Origin of the sequence: Vibrio sp. YT-17 (genome assembly GCF_033337375.1) — a bacterium.
Lineage (GTDB): Bacteria > Pseudomonadota > Gammaproteobacteria > Enterobacterales > Vibrionaceae > Vibrio > Vibrio alginolyticus.
Window position 1 is genome coordinate 35,706 of the sequence record NZ_JAWOQP010000013.1, and the last position, 17,983, is coordinate 53,688.

Sequence of the window (17,983 nt, forward strand, 5' to 3'; positions counted from 1 at the left end):
ATTAAAGTTGGTTGGGTATTTGAATAAAGAAAAGCGTTAGCTTCACAGCGCGAACCGTTTGGTTGGCGATGAACCAAGCCAGAAGCTAACCGCTCCTCTACAATAACAATATGATTACTTGACTTGCTTTAACCATTTATCGTCGTTAAACCACTTATCGTAAATGCGATCGTAAGTTCCATCGCCCTTAATTTGACGTAAATAGTTGTTTAAGAAGTTGAGCGTATCTGGATTTCCTTGCGGCACAGCCCAACCCAAAGGCTCGTAAGTAAACGGTTTAGCCAAGTGCATTAACTGCCCTTTGTTTTCCGCCACATAAATAGAGTTGTAAGGAAAGTCATAAACAAACGCATCTACCTTTCCGTTGGCAACCTCAAGTACCGCTTCAGACTGAGTTTCGTATAGATTTATCTTAGCTTTCGGAAGGTATCGTTTTACCGCTTGCTCACCCGTTGTCCCAAGCTTAGTTGCAACAACATATTCTGGACTATTGAGATCACGGTAACTAGACACTTTACCTTCATGTTTGAGATCTACGAGAATGGATTGGCCAATAACCACATAGGGATCAGCGAAATTCACCTGAGTATTTCGCATAGGTGTGATAGTCATCCCGCCCATAATCATGTGACACTTACCAGTCAACAGTGTTGGGATAATGCCATCCCATGAAGTGTTTACCGGCACAAACTTAACATCCATGGCACGCGCCATTTGCTTACCCAAATCGATATCAAACCCGATGTACTGCCCATTTTTTGCTGTCATTTCAAAAGGCATATACCCAGAATCAAAGCAGACTTTTAGCTCCCCTGTACTTTTGATGTCGTCTAAAATTGGGTCTGCATTAACCGTCGTCGAAACAGCTAACCCCAGTGCAGCAAAACACAATAACTTTTTCATGGATATTCCTTTATCATTTGTTGTAAAGTTTTTTTATACACGACAATAGAATAAAAAACCACAAATAATGACTTTTTAATCACTAGAATTTGTAGGATCGTTACTACGCTGGAAGATCTGAATGAAAATCTATACCAAGCCATTGCAATTGAATTGCATGCATTAAGTGATTAAGTTGTAGGCAGGTCACTATAACGACAAGAAACATACGCTTTGACTGAATAGTCAGCGTTTCCGAGAGTGGTTTAATTATTAACGAAACCATACAGATATTCGCTTTTTCACATTGACCGTAATGTCAAAAGTGCTTGAGTTTTATTGTTGACAATTCTTCCATAGTCAATGGTCACAAATGTGATGTACAGCACATTTCTATAATGGCACTATCACCTTTGTCGAGAGATATTAACAAGGATTCGTTGGACATCTTGACTTTGTAATACAAATAAAAAGGTGACTATATGAAAAAACTAATGACGCTCTCATCACTATTATTATTCAGTTTATCTGCTACTGCTGGTATTCATGTCGAACACTCTACAAACAAAGTTGTTCTCAATGACTTTACGACAAAAGATGCCGCTTATAGCTCTGCGTTTGATCTTGTCGATGAATACCAAACGCTATCAAAACATGAACTTAGAAATCGTCTAAACATCATTGGAAGCGGTTTCCCTCGTGATATTGCAATCGATGATAGTAAGGTGAGAGTTGAAGAATACGCACTTAACCGTGATGAAGTTAAATATCGTGCAATCATAAACTTCGATTATCACTTCAGAACAAGTGACGGCGGTAAAAACTAAAAAATCATCTGCACCTTTACTTTCTTAGAGCCCTTCCTATTTTAAGAAAGTAAAGGTGTCTAATCACATTGAAACGACTGCTTTTCATAAATCGCTCTCTCCTTACGTAAACAGTATCAATCCCTACCTCTATCGTTTTACATAAAAATCATTTTTCCAATCTTCATTGAGATACATTTCGTCGTTTGGCGCTTTGTCATTCGCTTGGTTCGCCATATGGATTCCACATCACTTAAATGAAAAAGACACTTGAAATTGAGTTTAATTTTCTATGAAGATTAACTAAATCTAAGATCGACAATTGTCGTTACATTTTTCTCGTTTATAGCAATATATAAAGCTACTCTTTTCTTTTTAATTAACCATAAAGCGTGAAAATAAAAAAGGCAACAAGATACTTCTTGTTGCCAAAGAAAAAATCATCATTCAAAAAATATGAAAATGAAAACTAGCAGTGGACTAGCTAACAAAACAATTATATTCAAAACACTTAAACAAGTAACGATCAATATAATCCATTATATATGGATGAAAATCAGCACTTATGAAATTACACCGATAAATAAAAAAGCCTGAAAATAGTTTCAGGCTTTTTAGCTTTATTAATTTTTTAGAATGAATATCTCGCAGCTATTGCAAGAATATCGTCTTCATTGTCTACATCTGTAATTCTGTATTCTGCTAGTGCTTTAAAATTAGAAGTCAAATCGTACTCTGCACCTAGTGAGTAGTAATCGACGACATCTTCATCATCACGCTCTAGATTGTTATAGCCAACTAGTGCCCAAAGCTTATCTGTTACTTCATAAGTGGCAACTGCTTCAATACCGGTGTAATCAATATTACTTTCAGAACCATCTTTAGCCCAGTTTTCACCATCACTGTATAAAACAGAGGCATAAAACTTGTCGTATTCAAATGCAATAGCACCCGTTAGCAGCTCTGCATCTTCTGCACCCGATTGCCCTTCACCTTCGTTGTAACCAAGCGCAACTTTGAAGCCATATGGCAACTTGTAGTCAGCCGCCGCACCATAAGAGGCTGCATCTGTTGACACTTCATCGTTTTCAGCCTGATAGCTAACATGAATATTCAAACCTTCATAGCTTGTCGTTAGCTTAAATACTGAATCGGAGCGACCGGTACCATATAGATCCGCACTTACGCCAGCAGCTTCATTACCAAACTCCGGGAAAATATCCGTGTAGTCAGATACTAAAGTGACCGCACCGTATTGACGTCCATAACTTACTGTTCCGTAATCTGCACCAACTCCTACATAGCCTTTTCGGATATCAAATTCATCATCTTCAATCCCATCAGCATCTCTGCGATTAGACTTAAATTCCAACTCATATAAGCCGAAGGCATAAAGATCTTCATTTATTTTAGACTCACCTGAAAGTCCTACACGAATGTAGCTATTATCTCCGTCAGCATTTTTATCATCAGAGAAATAATACATCCCTTGCGCTCGTCCATGAATATTTAACACTGATTCTTGATCTTCATAAACTATGGCTGAATTTGCAGCACTTGCAGAGAAAAGTGCAGCGATTGCGATCGACGTTCTTGTCATTTTCATTTAATTACCACTACTTGTGTTGTTTGAATCGAGTGAAATTATGAACAGTGGCAATTATTTTTAAAGTGCAAATTCAACCATATTCTATGGATAAATATAAACAAGCCCTCAATCTAAAACATTATGTCCTAGTACTCATATTAGTTGAGATAATCCATCCAAACAGGAGGTGTCCCTATTATTTTTTGAACAGTATCAATGAACAGTTTGGCTAATGGTTGTTGATTTCGGTGAGTATACATTGCATATATTTCTCCTATTGCGGGAAGATTATAATCAGGAAGCAACTGGACAAGATCTTGTTTACTCAAACTCTCCTGAAGAAAGAACTGCCCTATTAAAGCATACCCTAGATCAGATTTTACGGCATCGAGCATTAACTCAGTTTCATTCACGAAGTACTGCCCGTTGATATTATACGTTCTAACGTCGCTTGATGACTGGCTTGGCGCTATACGTAGCTTATCCGCCTTAAAGTTAGCATTAGAGTATATTACTGCTGGCATTTTTATAAGCTCTTCTGGAGAGCTCGGGGCTCCATACTTGTCAATAAAACTCTTCGATGCAACCAGTGCCATATTATTGCTTGCCAACTTACGCACTATCATGTTGGACTCTCGGATTGGTCCGATACGAAACACAACATCAAAACCTTCGTGGATAACGTCGACTCGATTATCATCGAGCAGCAGCTCTACAGTAATGTTTGGGTACTGTTTTATAAACTCTTTAACTGCCTGATTTAAGTATGCTCTGCCAAAGAAAGTGGAGCTTGATATTTTCAAGTTACCCTTCGGTTCATCCTGAAATGTAGCAGCAATACTACGAGTTTCGGTTAGAACCTCTCTTACTTTCTTGGCTTGCGCCACCATCTCAACACCTGCATTGGTCAGGGATAGCGAACGCGTGGAACGGTTTAACAGCCGTAAGCCCAATTCATCCTCTAGCTTTTTGATCTGTTTTGACAAAGCTGAACGATCTATATGATTTCTGTCAGCAGCCTTAGCAAAAGTTCCGTATTCAGAGACATCCAGTAGTAATTCAAGTTGGCTTGCGAGATCCACTGCACAATTCCTTATTTAGTTTTTATTCTTTATGTGATGGGAAATGGATTTTACAAAATTAATTTCAATTTTTTATGGTTCAAATTGCATCAGTGAATTGCAAATAATGCACGAATTAAAAACGCTTTAATTTTCGTCGCTATCTTTAGCTTCTGTTTAGTTATTCCTATCTATTATGGCTTATTACATTTAACAATACTCCACGTCTTTAAAACCCTAAACTGATCTTTTTCAAACCAAAAAATGAGCATTTTGACCAATATTTAATCGTGCATTTTTATCACTACTCTATGTTCGCTGAGGGCCTATTTACCCATAGGTACAATGAATACAATGCCGTTCCTTTTAGTATGAACAGAATCATTTAGGGCGCGACAAATGTTAAAGAAAGTTTTCGGCATTGGCCTTTTATCCGTTTTAGCTGCTTGTGCAGACGAAGAGATAACCAAACAACCTAATACTCCCTTACCTACGATAGACGTCTCCAAAGTCATCTATGAGCCCGTTCAATCGTGGTTCACCTTTACAACAAGGCTCCAAGCCCCAGAGAAAGTTTCTTTAATGCCACGCGTTTCCGGTGTTATTGAAACGGTAGAGTTCAAAGACGGACAGAGTGTCAACAAAGGCGACTTACTCGTCACTCTTGATGATCGAACCTTCAAAGCTCAGGTCTCACGACTTGAAGCGCAAGTTAAGAGTGCTCGAGCTGCGCTAGAGCAAGCAGCAAACGAACAAAAGAGAGCCGCTCAACTTGTTAAGCGAAAGGCCATCTCAGCGGAACAAGCAGAGGCCCGAGATACCGCAGTAAAACAACGCTCTGCAGAACTAATGGCTTTGCGTGCTCAGTTAGAATCCGCAAAGTTAGATCTTGAGTTTACGAAGATATATGCCCCTATTAGCGGCACTATTTCAAGAGCATTCATTACTAAAGGAAACAATGTAAACGCAAATCAAAGCGTTATATCAAACATTGTCTCTAACGATCAGGTATATGCATACTTTGATGTCGATGAGCGAACTTGGAACCGTTACTTCTCGACAATCAATGCCGACTCTAACTTACCTACTCGTCTTGAACTATCTGGACAAAATGGGCAAGAGTTTTTTGGACGCGTTGACTTTGTCGACAACTCCATCAACGAAAACACCGGTACTTTGCAGGTTCGAGCGGTATTCGATGCAACAAAATCAAACTTAAAAGTGGGATCGTTTGGCCGAGTTCAGATATCAACAACCAAACCAGTTGAACGAGTTCTCGTTCCAGAGCGTTCTATTGGCACAGATCTAGAAAACCGCTTTGTATTAACACTCAATGAAGAGAATACGTTGCAATACAGCATCGTAACCTTAGGCGAACGTTACGGAACATTTCGTGCCATCGAGAATGGCTTGAACGCCGACTCAATTATTGCGGTAAATGGCCCAGCAAAAGTTGGCCCAAATAGCAAAGTCACACCAAAAAATGTCACGCTAGATATTAGCAACACTTCATTGATTATGGCTTCAAACTCAACATCGTTGCCAAACAAACGTTTAGCTCAAGACTAAGAAGACAACCGAATGAAATTTGCACACTTTTTTATTCAAAGACCCATATTTGCCTCTATGTTATCGCTATTGATATTAATAGTAGGCGCAATTTCACTTTTACAGTTGCCTGTGAGTGAATATCCAGAGGTTGTCCCTCCTACAGTGGTAGTTACAGCAAACTATCCTGGTGCGAACCCAAAAGTAATCGCAGAAACAGTTGCTACGCCTCTGGAGCAAGAAATTAATGGTACAGAAAACATGTTATATATGTTTTCGCAGGCAACCAGTGACGGCAGAATGACATTGACCGTAACCTTTGCTTTAGGTACGGACTTGGACAAAGCTCAGGTTCAAATTCAAAACCGCGTCACTACAGCTTTGCCCCGATTACCAGAAGCCGTCCAACGGTTAGGAGTTGTTGCCGAAAAAGCCTCTCCTGATCTCACTATGGTTGTGCATATATATTCTCCAGATTCTAGCCGTGAAGTCAGTTATTTAGCTAACTACGCTAATTTAAACTTGAAAGATGAGATAGCTCGGCTCGGAGGCGTCGGTGATGTGCGCCTTTTCGGTGGTGACGAGTACTCAATGCGCTTGTGGTTAAATCCAGATGAGCTCGCTTCTAGAAATCTAACCGTAATGGACGTTGTCTCCGCCGTCCGATCTCAAAACCAACAGGTGGCAGCAGGCTCATTAGGTGCGCAACCAGCCGCTAATGAAAACCAATTCCAAGTTTTGTTGAACGTAAAAGGCCGCTTGGAGAATATTGATGAATTCAACGACATTGTAGTAAAAGTTGACGAAACAGGGGCTTTGACACGTCTTAAAGACGTTGCACGCGTAGAGCTAGGTCAAAACTCTTATGCACTGCGCGCCTTGTTAAATGGTAAACCAGCGGTGGCGATGCCCGTATTCCAGCGCCCTGGTGCTAATGCTATTGAGCTATCTAATCAGGTTCGTTCAACCATGGACCGTTTACAAACAGCCTTTCCAGCTGGAGTTTCATATGAAATAGCCTACGACCCGACCGTCTTTGTTCGTGGTTCGATAGACGCGGTGGTTCATACTCTGCTAGAGGCAATTGTACTTGTTGTTGTCGTAGTCATTTTGTTTTTGCAAACATGGCGCGCGTCTATCATCCCTATCATTGCGGTGCCTGTTTCATTAATCGGTACGTTCGCCGTAATGCAAATGCTTGGAGTATCGATTAACACGCTTTCGTTGTTTGGGCTTGTTCTCGCCATAGGCATCGTCGTCGATGACGCCATTGTCGTCGTCGAAAACGTGGAACGGAACATCCATAATGGACTTGCACCACTAGAAGCAACGAAACAAGCAATGACCGAAGTTACCGGGCCAATTATTGCAATTGCTTTAGTGTTATGTGCGGTGTTCATCCCGACGACCTTTATTACAGGGTTATCCGGTCAGTTTTATAAGCAGTTCGCACTAACAATTACGATCTCGACGATTATTTCAGCAATTAACTCGTTGACGTTATCGCCTGCTTTATCAGCACTGCTATTACAAGATAAGAACGCAAAACCCGATCGGCTAACCAAGCTCTTGGATGCGGTTTTTGGTAAGTATGTTTTTGCGCTATTCAATAGAATTTTTGAGTATAGCTCGAACCAATATCAAGCTCTGGTCAAGAAGCTGATTCGCTATAGCCTTGTTGTTGTGGTGGTATACATTGCGTTACTCGGGGGAACGGTTTCTCTATTCAAAACTGTTCCTGGAGGATTCATTCCTCAACAAGATAAGCAGTATTTAGTTGCGATCGCCCAACTTCCAGATGCAGCAAGTTTAGATCGAACAGAGTCCGTTATTAAAGAAATGGAAAACCTCGCGCTGGCAACACCTGGCGTAGCACAAGCCATTTCTTTCCCAGGCTTATCGGTCAATGGTTTTACTAACAGTCCGAATAGTGGCATCGTTTTTGTTACGCTTGAGGACTTCGATAAACGAAATGATCCAACTCTCGGAGCAAATGCGATTGTTGCATCTTTGAATAAGAGCTTTTCAATCATTGATGAAGCCTTCGTTGCGATTTTTCCACCACCACCAATCCAAGGACTTGGCTCTACTGGCGGCTTTAAACTTCAAATCGAAGACCGTGCGAACAAAGGGTTTGATGAGCTCTTCAAGCAATTGAACTTGATAATAAGTGAGGCATCAACAAGACCCGAGCTGATGGGATTATATTCTACATTTCGCATACAAGTGCCGCAGATGGACATCCAAATAGATCGTGAACAAGCGATGCTGCAAGGTGTTCCTCTAGAGCAGGTTTTTGATGCGCTTCAAGTTTATTTAGGATCGTTATACGTCAATGACTTCAATATGTTTGGTAGAACATACAAAGTGAATGCCCAGGCAGACATGAACTATCGTCTCGAACCTGACCAAATACTTAATTACAAAGTAAGAAATGCTGCCGGAAAAATGGTTCCTCTCGGCGCTGTACTGGAGATCATACCCACGATTGGGCCTGACCGCGTGATGCACTATAACGGCTACCCTAGTGCAGAACTAAACGGCAGTCCTGCTTTTGGTTACAGCTCTGACCAAGCCCAAACGGCTATTGAGGAAGTACTGGATCAAAACCTAGCAGAGGGAATGGTTTATGAATGGACTGATGTAACCTACCAGCAGATTTTGGCTGGTAACACGATGGTGTATATATTCCCACTTGTTGTTTTGTTAGTTTTCATGGTGCTAGCTTCGCAGTACGAGAGTTTAAAACTGCCATTCGCTATCATTTTGATCGTTCCTATGACCATTTTTTCTGCACTAGCAGGTGTTTGGTTCATTGGTGGTGACAACAATATATTCACACAAATTGCTTTGATTGTCCTTGTGGCTCTAGCGTGTAAAAATGCCATCTTGATGGTGGAGTTCGCTAAAGAACTTAAAGACAATGGCCAAGATACCTTATCAGCGATTTTGGAAGCATGTCGTTTACGTCTTCGACCGATTCTAATGACATCAATTGCATTTACCGCTGGTGTTATTCCATTAATGATTGGTACAGGGGCCGGAGCGGAAATGCGACAAGCAATGGGTATTGCCGTATTCTCGGGTATGGTAGGCGTAACGGTATTTGGATTACTACTCACACCTGTTTTTTATATGTTAGTCAGTCGAAACAAAAAACGTCAAACACTATAACCATAATATAAATACTCATTTAAATTCATACTAAAGGGAGCTATTGCTCCCTTTTCTTTTGGTTATTAAGTATATTAATAATTTCTAGACAGAGCAGCAGTTATACATGAAACTAATACGCTAATATCTAACTTGGATAAACATTGTGGATTTAGCAAATAAACTACACCTGCTTTTAGAAGTCTCTAAAGCTGGATCTTTTGCAAAAGCAGCAGATGGGATGAATATCGACCGCTCTGTTTTATCTAAACACATCAAGCAGTTAGAAGAGCACTTAGGCGTTAGGCTATTAAACAGAACGACTCGCTCTCTTTCATTAACACAAGTCGGCAAGCAAATAGTAGAAAAAGCAGACCAAATATCTCAACTCCTTGATGATACTCAACAAATAGCGGAGAACTTTCAGACTGAGCCTTCAGGGAAAGTACGAATTTCAAGCTCAACATTATTTGGAAAACTCTATCTACAACCTTCGATAGAGAAGTTTTTACATAAGTACCCAAAAGCAAGTGTTGAACTAATGCTAGATGATCTTCATGTAGACGTGATTAGAAGTAATTTTGATATTGCTTTTCGAATCGGACCTATGAGGGATTCATCAATGGTAGCAAGAAAATTAGCAAAAAATACGACTGCAATCATTGCTTCTCGAAATTTAATTGAAAAACATGGTAACCCAGAAACGCCTGATGAGTTAGTTAAGCTACCTTTTATTATTTATTCAAATGGTAATTTTATTGTCGATAAACTTAAATTCTACGACAAAGCAAAATCAGATGGTTTAGATACATACCCAATATCAGGGTCATACATGGTAAATGAAGCTGAGCTAATAATTGAAAGCGTAAAGTCAGGTCTGGGCGCAGCACTTATAGGTCAATTTATGCTTCCTAACAACCTAGAGTCTTCTAATTTAGTTCAACTTTTACCAGAATATGAAACTCAAGATTTTGGTGATATTTATGCCATGTACTCACACCGTCAGCAATCACCACTGGTTAGGGCATTCATTGATATCGTTCAAGAAGAAATTGGCATACCACCAATATGGGAAAAGCATTTCAATAAAAGCTAGGTAATTCTATTTAACCAAAATTAACAGCAAATAAAACATCAAATAAAATCAATAAGTTAAACTAGAAATATTTAATGTTCATCGAAATTTAATGTTAGGTGAATTAAGTTCCATTCTAAATGGCGATTAATTCACTAAATATAAAACACTCTTGATTTATAATACTAACAAATCCATCACTTATACAAGTTACGATGTATATTAAAGAAAAACACACCTCGATCACTAGTTTGTTAGTATATAAAATATCTTATCTTATTTTTTTGGTTATTTATACGTTAGCAACGATTTATTTTAGCGTACAAATGGACAAAAGCACATCGGAGAACTCTCTTATAGAAATGACTCAAATAGCATTTGTGCTTTTTTCATCGTTAATGTGTTTGTATAAATCTAAGGAATATCTTGAACTCAAACACATATTAGTAATAATGTCTTCATTTTTTATGGTTATATTCGTTAGAGAAATGGACTACCACATAGAGCAGTATTTCCCTCACGGTTCATGGAAGTATCCTGCTTGGATTATAATAGTCTCGGTCTGTTATTTTTGTTTTAATAACATAGTTAACATAAAAAATGAGGTAAAACTTTTCATTTCTCATTCTAGCTTCACGACATTAACGATTGGCTTTTTTATTGTTTTCTTATTCTCACGCTTTGCAGGGTATGGTGATTTTTGGGTCGAGTTCATGGGGAACTCATACAATAGAGACGTGAAAAACTTGGTCGAAGAAAGCTTAGAGTTACTAGGTTACGCGATACTTTTAAACGGTGTTTTACTTATTAAAGTAGAAAACCACTAAGTATAAACAAAAGTTCAGAGCTTGTAGTTCAAGCTTTGAACTTTTTTAACCAAAAAAAGCAGCAAATTATATTTGCTGCAAATGATGAAAAAAACAATATGCGTAAGTTAACTTCCTAGCAATGGATGCGTTAACGAGTTAATAATAACGAACCGTAACAATTAAGTCTCGTTGAAAATAATCCATAAAGAATGGAATTTATTACACTGTTAATTATGTAACCTTATCTAATCTAGTTATCACACGCCGTCGTTTTGATATCTTATCTCTTTCCGTCAATAAATAGCTCTTCACATCAGATCCCATTTATCATCCCACAACAGTCGGATTCACAACAAAGCAATAAAAATCAATAAATTAGAAGTGGTCACTTAAAAAATAAAAAGGAGTAAAAACGAAGCTATGTCAGATAGAACATATTAAAGATCACCGACTCTGAGTAGAAAACCGTTCATACTCGTTACGCATACAATCAATAAAGACTTCCATCGCCGGCGTCACACACTTCCCAGCATGATAAGCACAGAGTGGCTTGATCATCTGTGAAAACTCGGTGAATTCAAGCTCTTGTAAACTGCCCTCTTGCAACTCTTTTTCAACCGTAAAACGAGGTAAGTAAGAGATACCAATATTACTCTCAACGCAATTTTTGATCGTATTAATACTGCTAAGTTCGATCATGTTGTCGATGCTAATATCACGCTCTTGAATAATGCTCTCAAATATCTGTCGAAAAAGGCACTTAGGGCCATTGCTTATAAACCCTAAATCAATATGTTGCTCTCTCTTCTTTAAATCTAGCCCTTTTAAAAGCGGTGAAGCAACCAATACCAGTGGCTCGTGCTCAAACTCGTGGACCTTGAGCGTATCGTCATTACCTACTCGATAAAACACACCTAAATCAGCTTTATCCGCTATCAACTCATCTCGAATCTGATAGCAATTTTGTGATTGCAGAGAGAGTCGAACATTGGGCGCTCTGATCCTGAACTCTTTTAAAACATTAGCCATCTTATAAGCAAGTTGAGTCTCAGCAACCAGCACTTTCAATTCACCGGTCGGCTCCGAGTTTTCTTGCTGTGCTGTTCCCTCAATATTTTCCATCACTCGCGCCAGTTCATAGACGTAAGGCAGTATCTTTTCTCCTGCTTGAGTCAAAACCATCTTACGCCCTATTTTTTCGAACAGCTGCAAAGACAGATCTTGTTCCAACTGCTTGATTTGAAAGGTGACGGTTGATTGCGTGCAATAAAGCTTCTGTGACGCTTTTAGAAACGATCCTTCTTCAACAATAGCTTTAAAAGTAAGAAAGCGTTTTAGATTCATGACTAGACTCCACAACCAACAGTTCAATAAATTAAAAGTCTAAGTTTTAATTTATTCAATTTTTTAATCAATTGTAGCGAAGTATAGTGCAGTAAAAACAGGAGAGATAGAGATGACCGCCATCTACACCGCATTTTTTACTTACGTAATCATTACTTCAATTACACCAGGGCCAAACAACATTTTATCGCTCAGCATCGCGACGCAATATGGACTAAAACGCTCAACAAAAGTGATTTCGGGGATGTTTTGTGGCTATGTTGTTTTGATGCTACTTTGTGGCGCTTTCACGTATAACATGATCAGCCTCTTGCCCGTGATTACACCTTGGCTAACATGGATTGGAGCAGCTTATATTGTTTGGTTGGCTTGGGGGCTTGCTACGAGTGAGATCAAAACTTCACCGGATAATTCTAAAGGTATCAGTTTCTTAACAGGTTTCGGTTTGCAGTTCGTTAATGTGAAAATCATTCTTTATGGAATTACCTCTATCTCTACGTTCGTACTGCCCCACACTCAGAATATCTACTGGATCTTAGCGACTAGCCTCATTCTTGCTTTGATCGCACTTCTTAGCAACGTAGTCTGGGCCGTTGCAGGAAAGCTACTTCAATCGCAATTCCAAAGATATGGCAAAGTCATCAATATGAGCTTAGCAGCAGCTCTGATCTATTGTGCGACACAGTTATTTACTTAAGTATATAGTTGATCATCAAGAACAATATTGCTCTTCAACTTAGACGACTACGTTTATGTGAAGAGCAAATTCTGCTCTACAAATCGCTGCGGTTTCTCGTGCCCTTACTCGCTCCTCCCACTCCTTCATACGGCAGTTTTTGAAGAAGTAGATTCAACGTCACTTAATCAACCTAAAGATACGAAATCTTGTTTAGCTATACATACACGGCCTTGGCGACCTCGGTAATAACTAAGTATTACTTAGTATACACAAATCAGAAAAACTAAGATAATCTTAGTCATCCAAGTCCTTCGTATGAACTTTAAGTGTTGTTTAATAACCCACTCCCAGCCCGCCTTAAGCATGCGCGTAAACAAGCGAATCTGTCCCAAAAAGCACTGGGCATCCGTATCGGCATGGATGATAGTTCTGCAAGTGCAAGGATGAATCAATACGAAAGGGAGCGCCATACTCCCGACGTAAAAACGCTCAAACTTATCGCAGATGAGCTAAACGTGCCTCTAAACTATTTTTTTTGTGAAGATAAAATCACCGCTGAACTTGCTGTGAATCTCCACAAGCTGTCAAATGATGACAAGCAAAGAGTGCTTGAGAGCACAGCCCAGCTGATTGCGGACGCAATCGCCACGAAGTCGAGTACGTAATTGGGATTAAACGCCTAAGAATACGTATCAATACCAAAGAATCAAAGAGCATAACTAAGGGTTCAACATGGCTACAACAAAAGCACTTGTGGTTTTTTCCGGTGGGCAGGACTCTACGACCTGCTTAATCGATGCATTAAATACATATGATGAAGTTCATGCTATAACGTTTGATTATGACCAGCGTCATTCAGATGAAATAGATATCGCTATCGAATTAGGTAAGCAACTTAACATCAAAAGCCACAAAGTCCTGGATGTAAAATCAATTAATGAGTTAGCGATAAGCTCGCTGACAAGAGACAACATTCCGGTATCTAATGACTTAAGCGACGCTAACGTACCCAATACATTCGTTCCAGGGAGAAACATTCTCTTTCTTACTTACGCATGTATCCATGCTTACCAGCTTGGCATTCAAGACATCATTACGGGAGTCTGCGAAACAGACTTTAGTGGTTACCCTGACTGCCGAGACAACTTTATTCGCTCTCTAAATCTCTCTTGCAATTTAGGTATAGATAAAGCCTTCAACATTAAGACTCCTTTAATGTGGCTTACTAAAGCCGAGACCTGGGCTCTAGCTGATAAGCACAATATGTTGGAGTTTGTCCAAAACAATACTTTAACATGTTACAACGGAATCGTTGGTAAAGGCTGTGGTGAATGCCCAGCGTGCCTACTGCGACAAAGCGGCTTAGAAGAATACTTAGCGAGCAAATAGTCTTTGTTAGCGGTAATAGCGCTGGGATAAAACCTTTTGCGTTAGCTTCTAAACGTTTTATCTCAGCGTGAAACTCCAGCCAACAGAGCTTCATTTTGATGCCGCCAGATTGGTGGCATCAATTAAATGCGAAACGATTGTCGAACCAAAGATAGCACCACACCACAGCAGCCAACACTGCTTAGCTTTTACAACGCTATAAATTGTTTAGATATATCGACAATGTTTCGATAGCAAAGCTACCAACGGCATTACTCGCGAAACCGGAATTAGATAGAAAAGCTACCTCGAATGATGACGAGTCTCTCGTCTAAGCAATACTCAAATATTTATGAGTTTGAACAGACAAACGCCAATTGCGGGCAATGCACGTATCAATACACAATTGCGTAGCACGAGGCTTCTGGCTAATTGGTTGTAGTGCAATGATAGTCTCGGCCGCTACGTTCGCATTTGCTAAAAGGTCATCAAGGTGGTCGATGTCTTTCTGGGTGCCGACTGGATGCTTAATCTCATTTGCTCGCTCTAACGCGCTATTAAGCACTGGCAATTTACCTTTCATTGCCACTTTTGGTGACACTGTCACCCACGTATTTTCTGAAGTAATCACTTCTGATGTGCCACTGGTTTCAATTTGGCATTGGCACCCCATATCTTCAAACGCCTTTGTTAAAGGGCGCAGATCATAAATACAAGGCTCTCCACCAGTAATCACGATATGCTTAGCATTAAAGCCTTGCTGTTGATATTGCTCTACGATGTTCTCGGCAGATGCAACACACCACGTCGGAGAGTCTTCCGTTTTCACCAGAATATCGCCTATTTGACGTTGATCATTCTCATCTGCATACCACGTTTGTTTGGTATCGCACCATGAGCAACCAACCGGACACTCTTGAAGCCGAACAAAAACAGCAGGGACTCCAGTAAAAACCCCTTCCCCTTGGATGGTTTCAAACATCTCATTTAGCTTATACAACGCAGAACTCACTCAACTCATAACATTTCGAGGCGAAGACCATAATGGACACGCGTGCCTAGGTCAATTTAAACCAAAAATTAATTGTTAAAATAGACCATTTTGTAGTTTCATAGCGTAATGAATATAGGTTTCTGGTTAACGTTAAACCAAGCCTTATTCACTGACAGCTCCCAAAAAACTTTAAGGTAAGAAATGATGTATAAACTGATCGCACTAGATATGGATGGCACGCTACTCAATAGTGATAAAGCCATTTCTGAAGAAAACAAACAAGCGATCGCAAAAGCTCGAGAAGCAGGCGTTACTGTCGTTCTCGCTTCTGGTCGCCCATTAGAAGGAATGCAAGACAAGCTCGACGAACTGAATATCCATTCCGATCGAGATTTTGTTCTTTACTATAACGGTTCGATGGTCAAGAACGTAGGCACAAACGACATCATCCACCAGCAAATCATAGATGGTAAAGCTGCAAAATTGGTGGCGCGAAAAGCCGAAGAGCTAGGTGCGTACGTCCATGCTTTTAGTCAAGTTCATGGTTTAATCACCAACGAGCACAACTCTTACACCGATATTGAAGCAAAGATAAATGGCTTAAATGTCACCGAGATGAACTTCGAATCACTAGAAGACGATCATCCAATCATCAAAGCTATGATGGTTGCAGAGCCAAGCAAACTAACAGAAGTTATAGCAGCACTGCCAGCTGAAATGCGCGAAGCGTTTACGGTTGTTCAAAGCGCTCCGTTTTTCCTTGAGTTTCTTAACCCTGCGAGCAACAAAGGTATTGGTGTTGCCGCAATTGCCGAGTATCTGGGAATTAAACCGGAAGAAGTTATCTGTATGGGTGACGCAGAAAATGACCACCACATGCTGAAATACGCTGGCCTTGGTATCGCGATGGCAAATGCAATGGAAGAAACCAAGCAAATCGCTGACTACATTACGGCAAGTAATGATGAGCACGGTGTCGCTAAAGCTATAGAAAAGTTCGTGCTCAATGCATAGCCCTTTCCGCCATGTCTGTTGCGTTAAGCTTCTTACGTTTAACACCCCTAGCCGTCCAAGATAGGCAAGCGGCGTTTTTCGTGGACTAAACGTGTAAAAGCCTTGCTGTAATGCAAGGCTTTGTTTTTACTCAAATACTAATAGATAACAAATACAGCCATCAATCTAGCAACGTTTTGCTCGGTTGGTTTTCACAAGTCAGCTTCCTTGCAAGCAGCATAAATAACAACATTAATAATGGATAATGTAACGTCGACAAGACTAATGACCACAAACCGCTAAACGATACGATAATAGCCGAGTACAAATAGAGTTGATCAACAAGCAACAATGCCAGCGTTACAAAGATCATCTGCCGAGTATCTAAATGTGCTTTCGACTCTTTAAATGTCATGACCAACGCTGATGCAGTGATTAAAATTGCTAGCCAGCGACCAAACACAGGTAATGGCCAGATGACGGAGATGACCGCTGTTGCCGCAGTCATAATGAACCAGACGCCTTTTGAGCTTAGAACTTGATCAACGTTCACATCTTGATTTGTTTCCAGTCGAAGAACATGCCAAGCCACCAAGCTGCCTAACAGCGCGCCAAATAACATATCTAAAATAAAGGCACTGCCGAGGAAAAACTTACCTAACACCACTGTAAGAGTGATGAACACGAAGACTGCCGTTGTTCCATTCAAACCGAAATACTGGGTTCTATGAAACAAGAACGTCAGAACACAAAACCACACAGCGATAGGCAAGCTAGGAAAACTAAAGCCAAAGCTGTGCGTTAACTCCATCATTGGTATATAGACATGTGGGCGCGGTAACGAAAAGCCTTGTTGAGCGACAAGCACCATAAGCGACGTTGCACTAATTGCAAAAAAGAGTCGGTACACAAACCGGCTACCAAAGCGCATCATGGCAAAAGGAAATAGAAAGAGTAGTACCGTCGGTTCTGTCAGGTCTATAACCAGTTTCGAGATCTGACTAGCTACCTCGTAACTCGTTTCTGACAACGCCCCTATCCAACTCTGTAAATCTATCAGCCACGCCAATTCAACCTGACGAAATGAAGGCGCGGATTCGATCAACTGAGTCACATAAGATACTGATTGCTTGGTAGCTTGATCAAAAAACTGAGTGGCTTGTGGCCATTGCTCAGGATAACGATATAAAGATGATGGTAATTCAGATGGGCTAAGCAGCATAGCTGACGCAACTTCTACTCCATAATGAGGGGCAAACCAAATAGGCAGTTCATTTCCACCTAAAGAATTATTCATAGAAAAAGCGATAATGTCAGAGTCTGATATACAGTCGTAAAAAACCGCAGTGTCCGTTCTGCCAAGCTCCTCTCCAACCGTAACCACTATACCGGTTTCTTCCCACGTTTCTCGTTGAGCAGCAACTTGTGGAGACTCACCATCAATGATGGTTCCGCCAGGTAGAGAAATCTTATCCGTTAATACTTCATGAACTAGCACTAACTTGTCATCAGCGCGAACAATACAGAGCGCTCCTTTAACTTCGCTCGCAGTGGCTTTAGCCGTAGAGATCGGTGAAACAGGTAACAAAATAAAACAAAGGATGAGTAATAACAGCTGTCTCAACACAAAATATGACCTTAAATAAACATAATGATAACCAATGAATCATGGCAGTTAATCTT

The 17,983-nt window shown here is 40.2% G+C and carries 14 protein-coding genes; 8 read left to right on the forward strand and 6 right to left on the reverse strand.

Annotation, left to right across the window (positions count from 1 at the left end):
* Nucleotides 1–114: 114 nt before the first annotated feature.
* Nucleotides 115–903 carry a transporter substrate-binding domain-containing protein gene (locus R7F67_RS13775; RefSeq protein ID WP_005377324.1) on the reverse strand — a complete coding sequence of 263 codons (789 nt, stop codon included), beginning with the start codon at nt 901–903 and terminating at the stop codon, nt 115–117.
* Between the two features lie 461 nt (nt 904–1,364).
* Between R7F67_RS13775 and R7F67_RS13780 the strand changes: the two genes are divergently transcribed.
* A complete protein-coding gene (locus R7F67_RS13780) occupies nt 1,365–1,709 on the forward strand; it encodes a DUF3316 domain-containing protein (RefSeq protein ID WP_005377323.1) in 345 nt (114 codons plus the stop codon).
* Between the two features lie 610 nt (nt 1,710–2,319).
* Here R7F67_RS13780 and R7F67_RS13785 read toward each other — a convergent pair.
* Nucleotides 2,320–3,294 (reverse strand): porin, encoded by a 975-nt coding sequence (locus R7F67_RS13785; RefSeq protein ID WP_053304411.1) that lies wholly within the window; start codon nt 3,292–3,294, stop codon nt 2,320–2,322.
* A gap of 140 nt (nt 3,295–3,434) precedes the next feature.
* Complete coding sequence (locus tag R7F67_RS13790; protein WP_085570005.1) at nt 3,435–4,358, reverse strand: LysR family transcriptional regulator; 924 nt, start codon at nt 4,356–4,358, stop codon at nt 3,435–3,437.
* A gap of 378 nt (nt 4,359–4,736) precedes the next feature.
* On the opposite strand from R7F67_RS13790, the gene R7F67_RS13795 reads away from it, so the two are divergent.
* The 3 genes from R7F67_RS13795 (at nt 4,737) to R7F67_RS13805 (ending at nt 10,134) form a co-directional block, all read left to right on the forward strand.
* Nucleotides 4,737–5,906, forward strand: a complete 1,170-nt coding sequence (locus tag R7F67_RS13795; RefSeq protein ID WP_053304410.1) for an efflux RND transporter periplasmic adaptor subunit — start codon at nt 4,737–4,739, stop codon at nt 5,904–5,906.
* A 12-nt stretch (nt 5,907–5,918) separates the two neighbouring features.
* Complete coding sequence (locus R7F67_RS13800; protein WP_318057226.1) at nt 5,919–9,059, forward strand: multidrug efflux RND transporter permease subunit; 3,141 nt, start codon at nt 5,919–5,921, stop codon at nt 9,057–9,059.
* 145 nt (nt 9,060–9,204) lie between these two features.
* On the forward strand, nt 9,205–10,134 hold the full coding sequence (locus tag R7F67_RS13805) for a LysR family transcriptional regulator (RefSeq protein ID WP_025768139.1): 930 nt from the start codon (nt 9,205–9,207) through the stop codon (nt 10,132–10,134).
* Between the two features lie 1,232 nt (nt 10,135–11,366).
* On the opposite strand, the gene R7F67_RS13810 is transcribed toward R7F67_RS13805, so the two are convergent.
* Complete coding sequence (locus R7F67_RS13810; protein ID WP_258476088.1) at nt 11,367–12,266, reverse strand: LysR family transcriptional regulator; 900 nt, start codon at nt 12,264–12,266, stop codon at nt 11,367–11,369.
* 112 nt (nt 12,267–12,378) lie between these two features.
* Between R7F67_RS13810 and eamB the strand changes: the two genes are divergently transcribed.
* From eamB to queC, 3 genes are all read left to right on the forward strand, one after another.
* A complete protein-coding gene (eamB, locus tag R7F67_RS13815; RefSeq protein WP_047102681.1) occupies nt 12,379–12,963 on the forward strand; it encodes a cysteine/O-acetylserine transporter in 585 nt (194 codons plus the stop codon).
* Nucleotides 12,964–13,271: 308 nt separating this feature from the next.
* Complete coding sequence (locus R7F67_RS13820; protein ID WP_149192497.1) at nt 13,272–13,610, forward strand: helix-turn-helix domain-containing protein; 339 nt, start codon at nt 13,272–13,274, stop codon at nt 13,608–13,610.
* A gap of 67 nt (nt 13,611–13,677) precedes the next feature.
* Nucleotides 13,678–14,334: a 7-cyano-7-deazaguanine synthase QueC gene (queC, locus tag R7F67_RS13825; protein ID WP_258476087.1), complete on the forward strand. Its 657-nt coding sequence runs from the start codon at nt 13,678–13,680 to the stop codon at nt 14,332–14,334.
* Nucleotides 14,335–14,644: 310 nt separating this feature from the next.
* Here the strand turns inward: queC and queE are convergent, their stop codons facing one another.
* On the reverse strand, nt 14,645–15,295 hold the full coding sequence (gene queE / locus R7F67_RS13830; RefSeq protein ID WP_005377296.1) for a 7-carboxy-7-deazaguanine synthase QueE: 651 nt from the start codon (nt 15,293–15,295) through the stop codon (nt 14,645–14,647).
* A 216-nt stretch (nt 15,296–15,511) separates the two neighbouring features.
* Between queE and R7F67_RS13835 the strand changes: the two genes are divergently transcribed.
* The gene (locus R7F67_RS13835) at nt 15,512–16,321 is read left to right on the forward strand and encodes a Cof-type HAD-IIB family hydrolase (protein WP_258460821.1); all 810 of its coding nucleotides are present in this window, start codon (nt 15,512–15,514) and stop codon (nt 16,319–16,321) included.
* Between the two features lie 160 nt (nt 16,322–16,481).
* Here R7F67_RS13835 and R7F67_RS13840 read toward each other — a convergent pair whose 3' ends face one another.
* Nucleotides 16,482–17,927, reverse strand: coding sequence for a bifunctional NUDIX hydrolase/phosphatase PAP2 family protein (locus R7F67_RS13840; RefSeq protein ID WP_318057227.1), 1,446 nt, complete (start codon nt 17,925–17,927; stop codon nt 16,482–16,484).
* Nucleotides 17,928–17,983 lie beyond the last annotated feature (56 nt).

Excerpts from the sequence above, each read along its gene's own strand:
- R7F67_RS13775 (WP_005377324.1), bottom strand. The coding sequence starts at position 903 with ATGAAAAAGTTATTGTGTTTTGCTGCACTGGGGTTAGCTGTTTCGACG.
- R7F67_RS13780 (WP_005377323.1), top strand. The coding sequence starts at position 1,365 with ATGAAAAAACTAATGACGCTCTCATCACTATTATTATTCAGTTTATCT.
- R7F67_RS13785 (WP_053304411.1), bottom strand. The coding sequence starts at position 3,294 with ATGAAAATGACAAGAACGTCGATCGCAATCGCTGCACTTTTCTCTGCA.
- R7F67_RS13795 (WP_053304410.1), top strand. The coding sequence starts at position 4,737 with ATGTTAAAGAAAGTTTTCGGCATTGGCCTTTTATCCGTTTTAGCTGCT.
- R7F67_RS13800 (WP_318057226.1), top strand. The coding sequence starts at position 5,919 with ATGAAATTTGCACACTTTTTTATTCAAAGACCCATATTTGCCTCTATG.
- R7F67_RS13810 (WP_258476088.1), bottom strand. The coding sequence starts at position 12,266 with ATGAATCTAAAACGCTTTCTTACTTTTAAAGCTATTGTTGAAGAAGGA.
- eamB (WP_047102681.1), top strand. The coding sequence starts at position 12,379 with ATGACCGCCATCTACACCGCATTTTTTACTTACGTAATCATTACTTCA.
- queC (WP_258476087.1), top strand. The coding sequence starts at position 13,678 with ATGGCTACAACAAAAGCACTTGTGGTTTTTTCCGGTGGGCAGGACTCT.
- queE (WP_005377296.1), bottom strand. The coding sequence starts at position 15,295 with ATGTTTGAAACCATCCAAGGGGAAGGGGTTTTTACTGGAGTCCCTGCT.
- R7F67_RS13835 (WP_258460821.1), top strand. The coding sequence starts at position 15,512 with ATGTATAAACTGATCGCACTAGATATGGATGGCACGCTACTCAATAGT.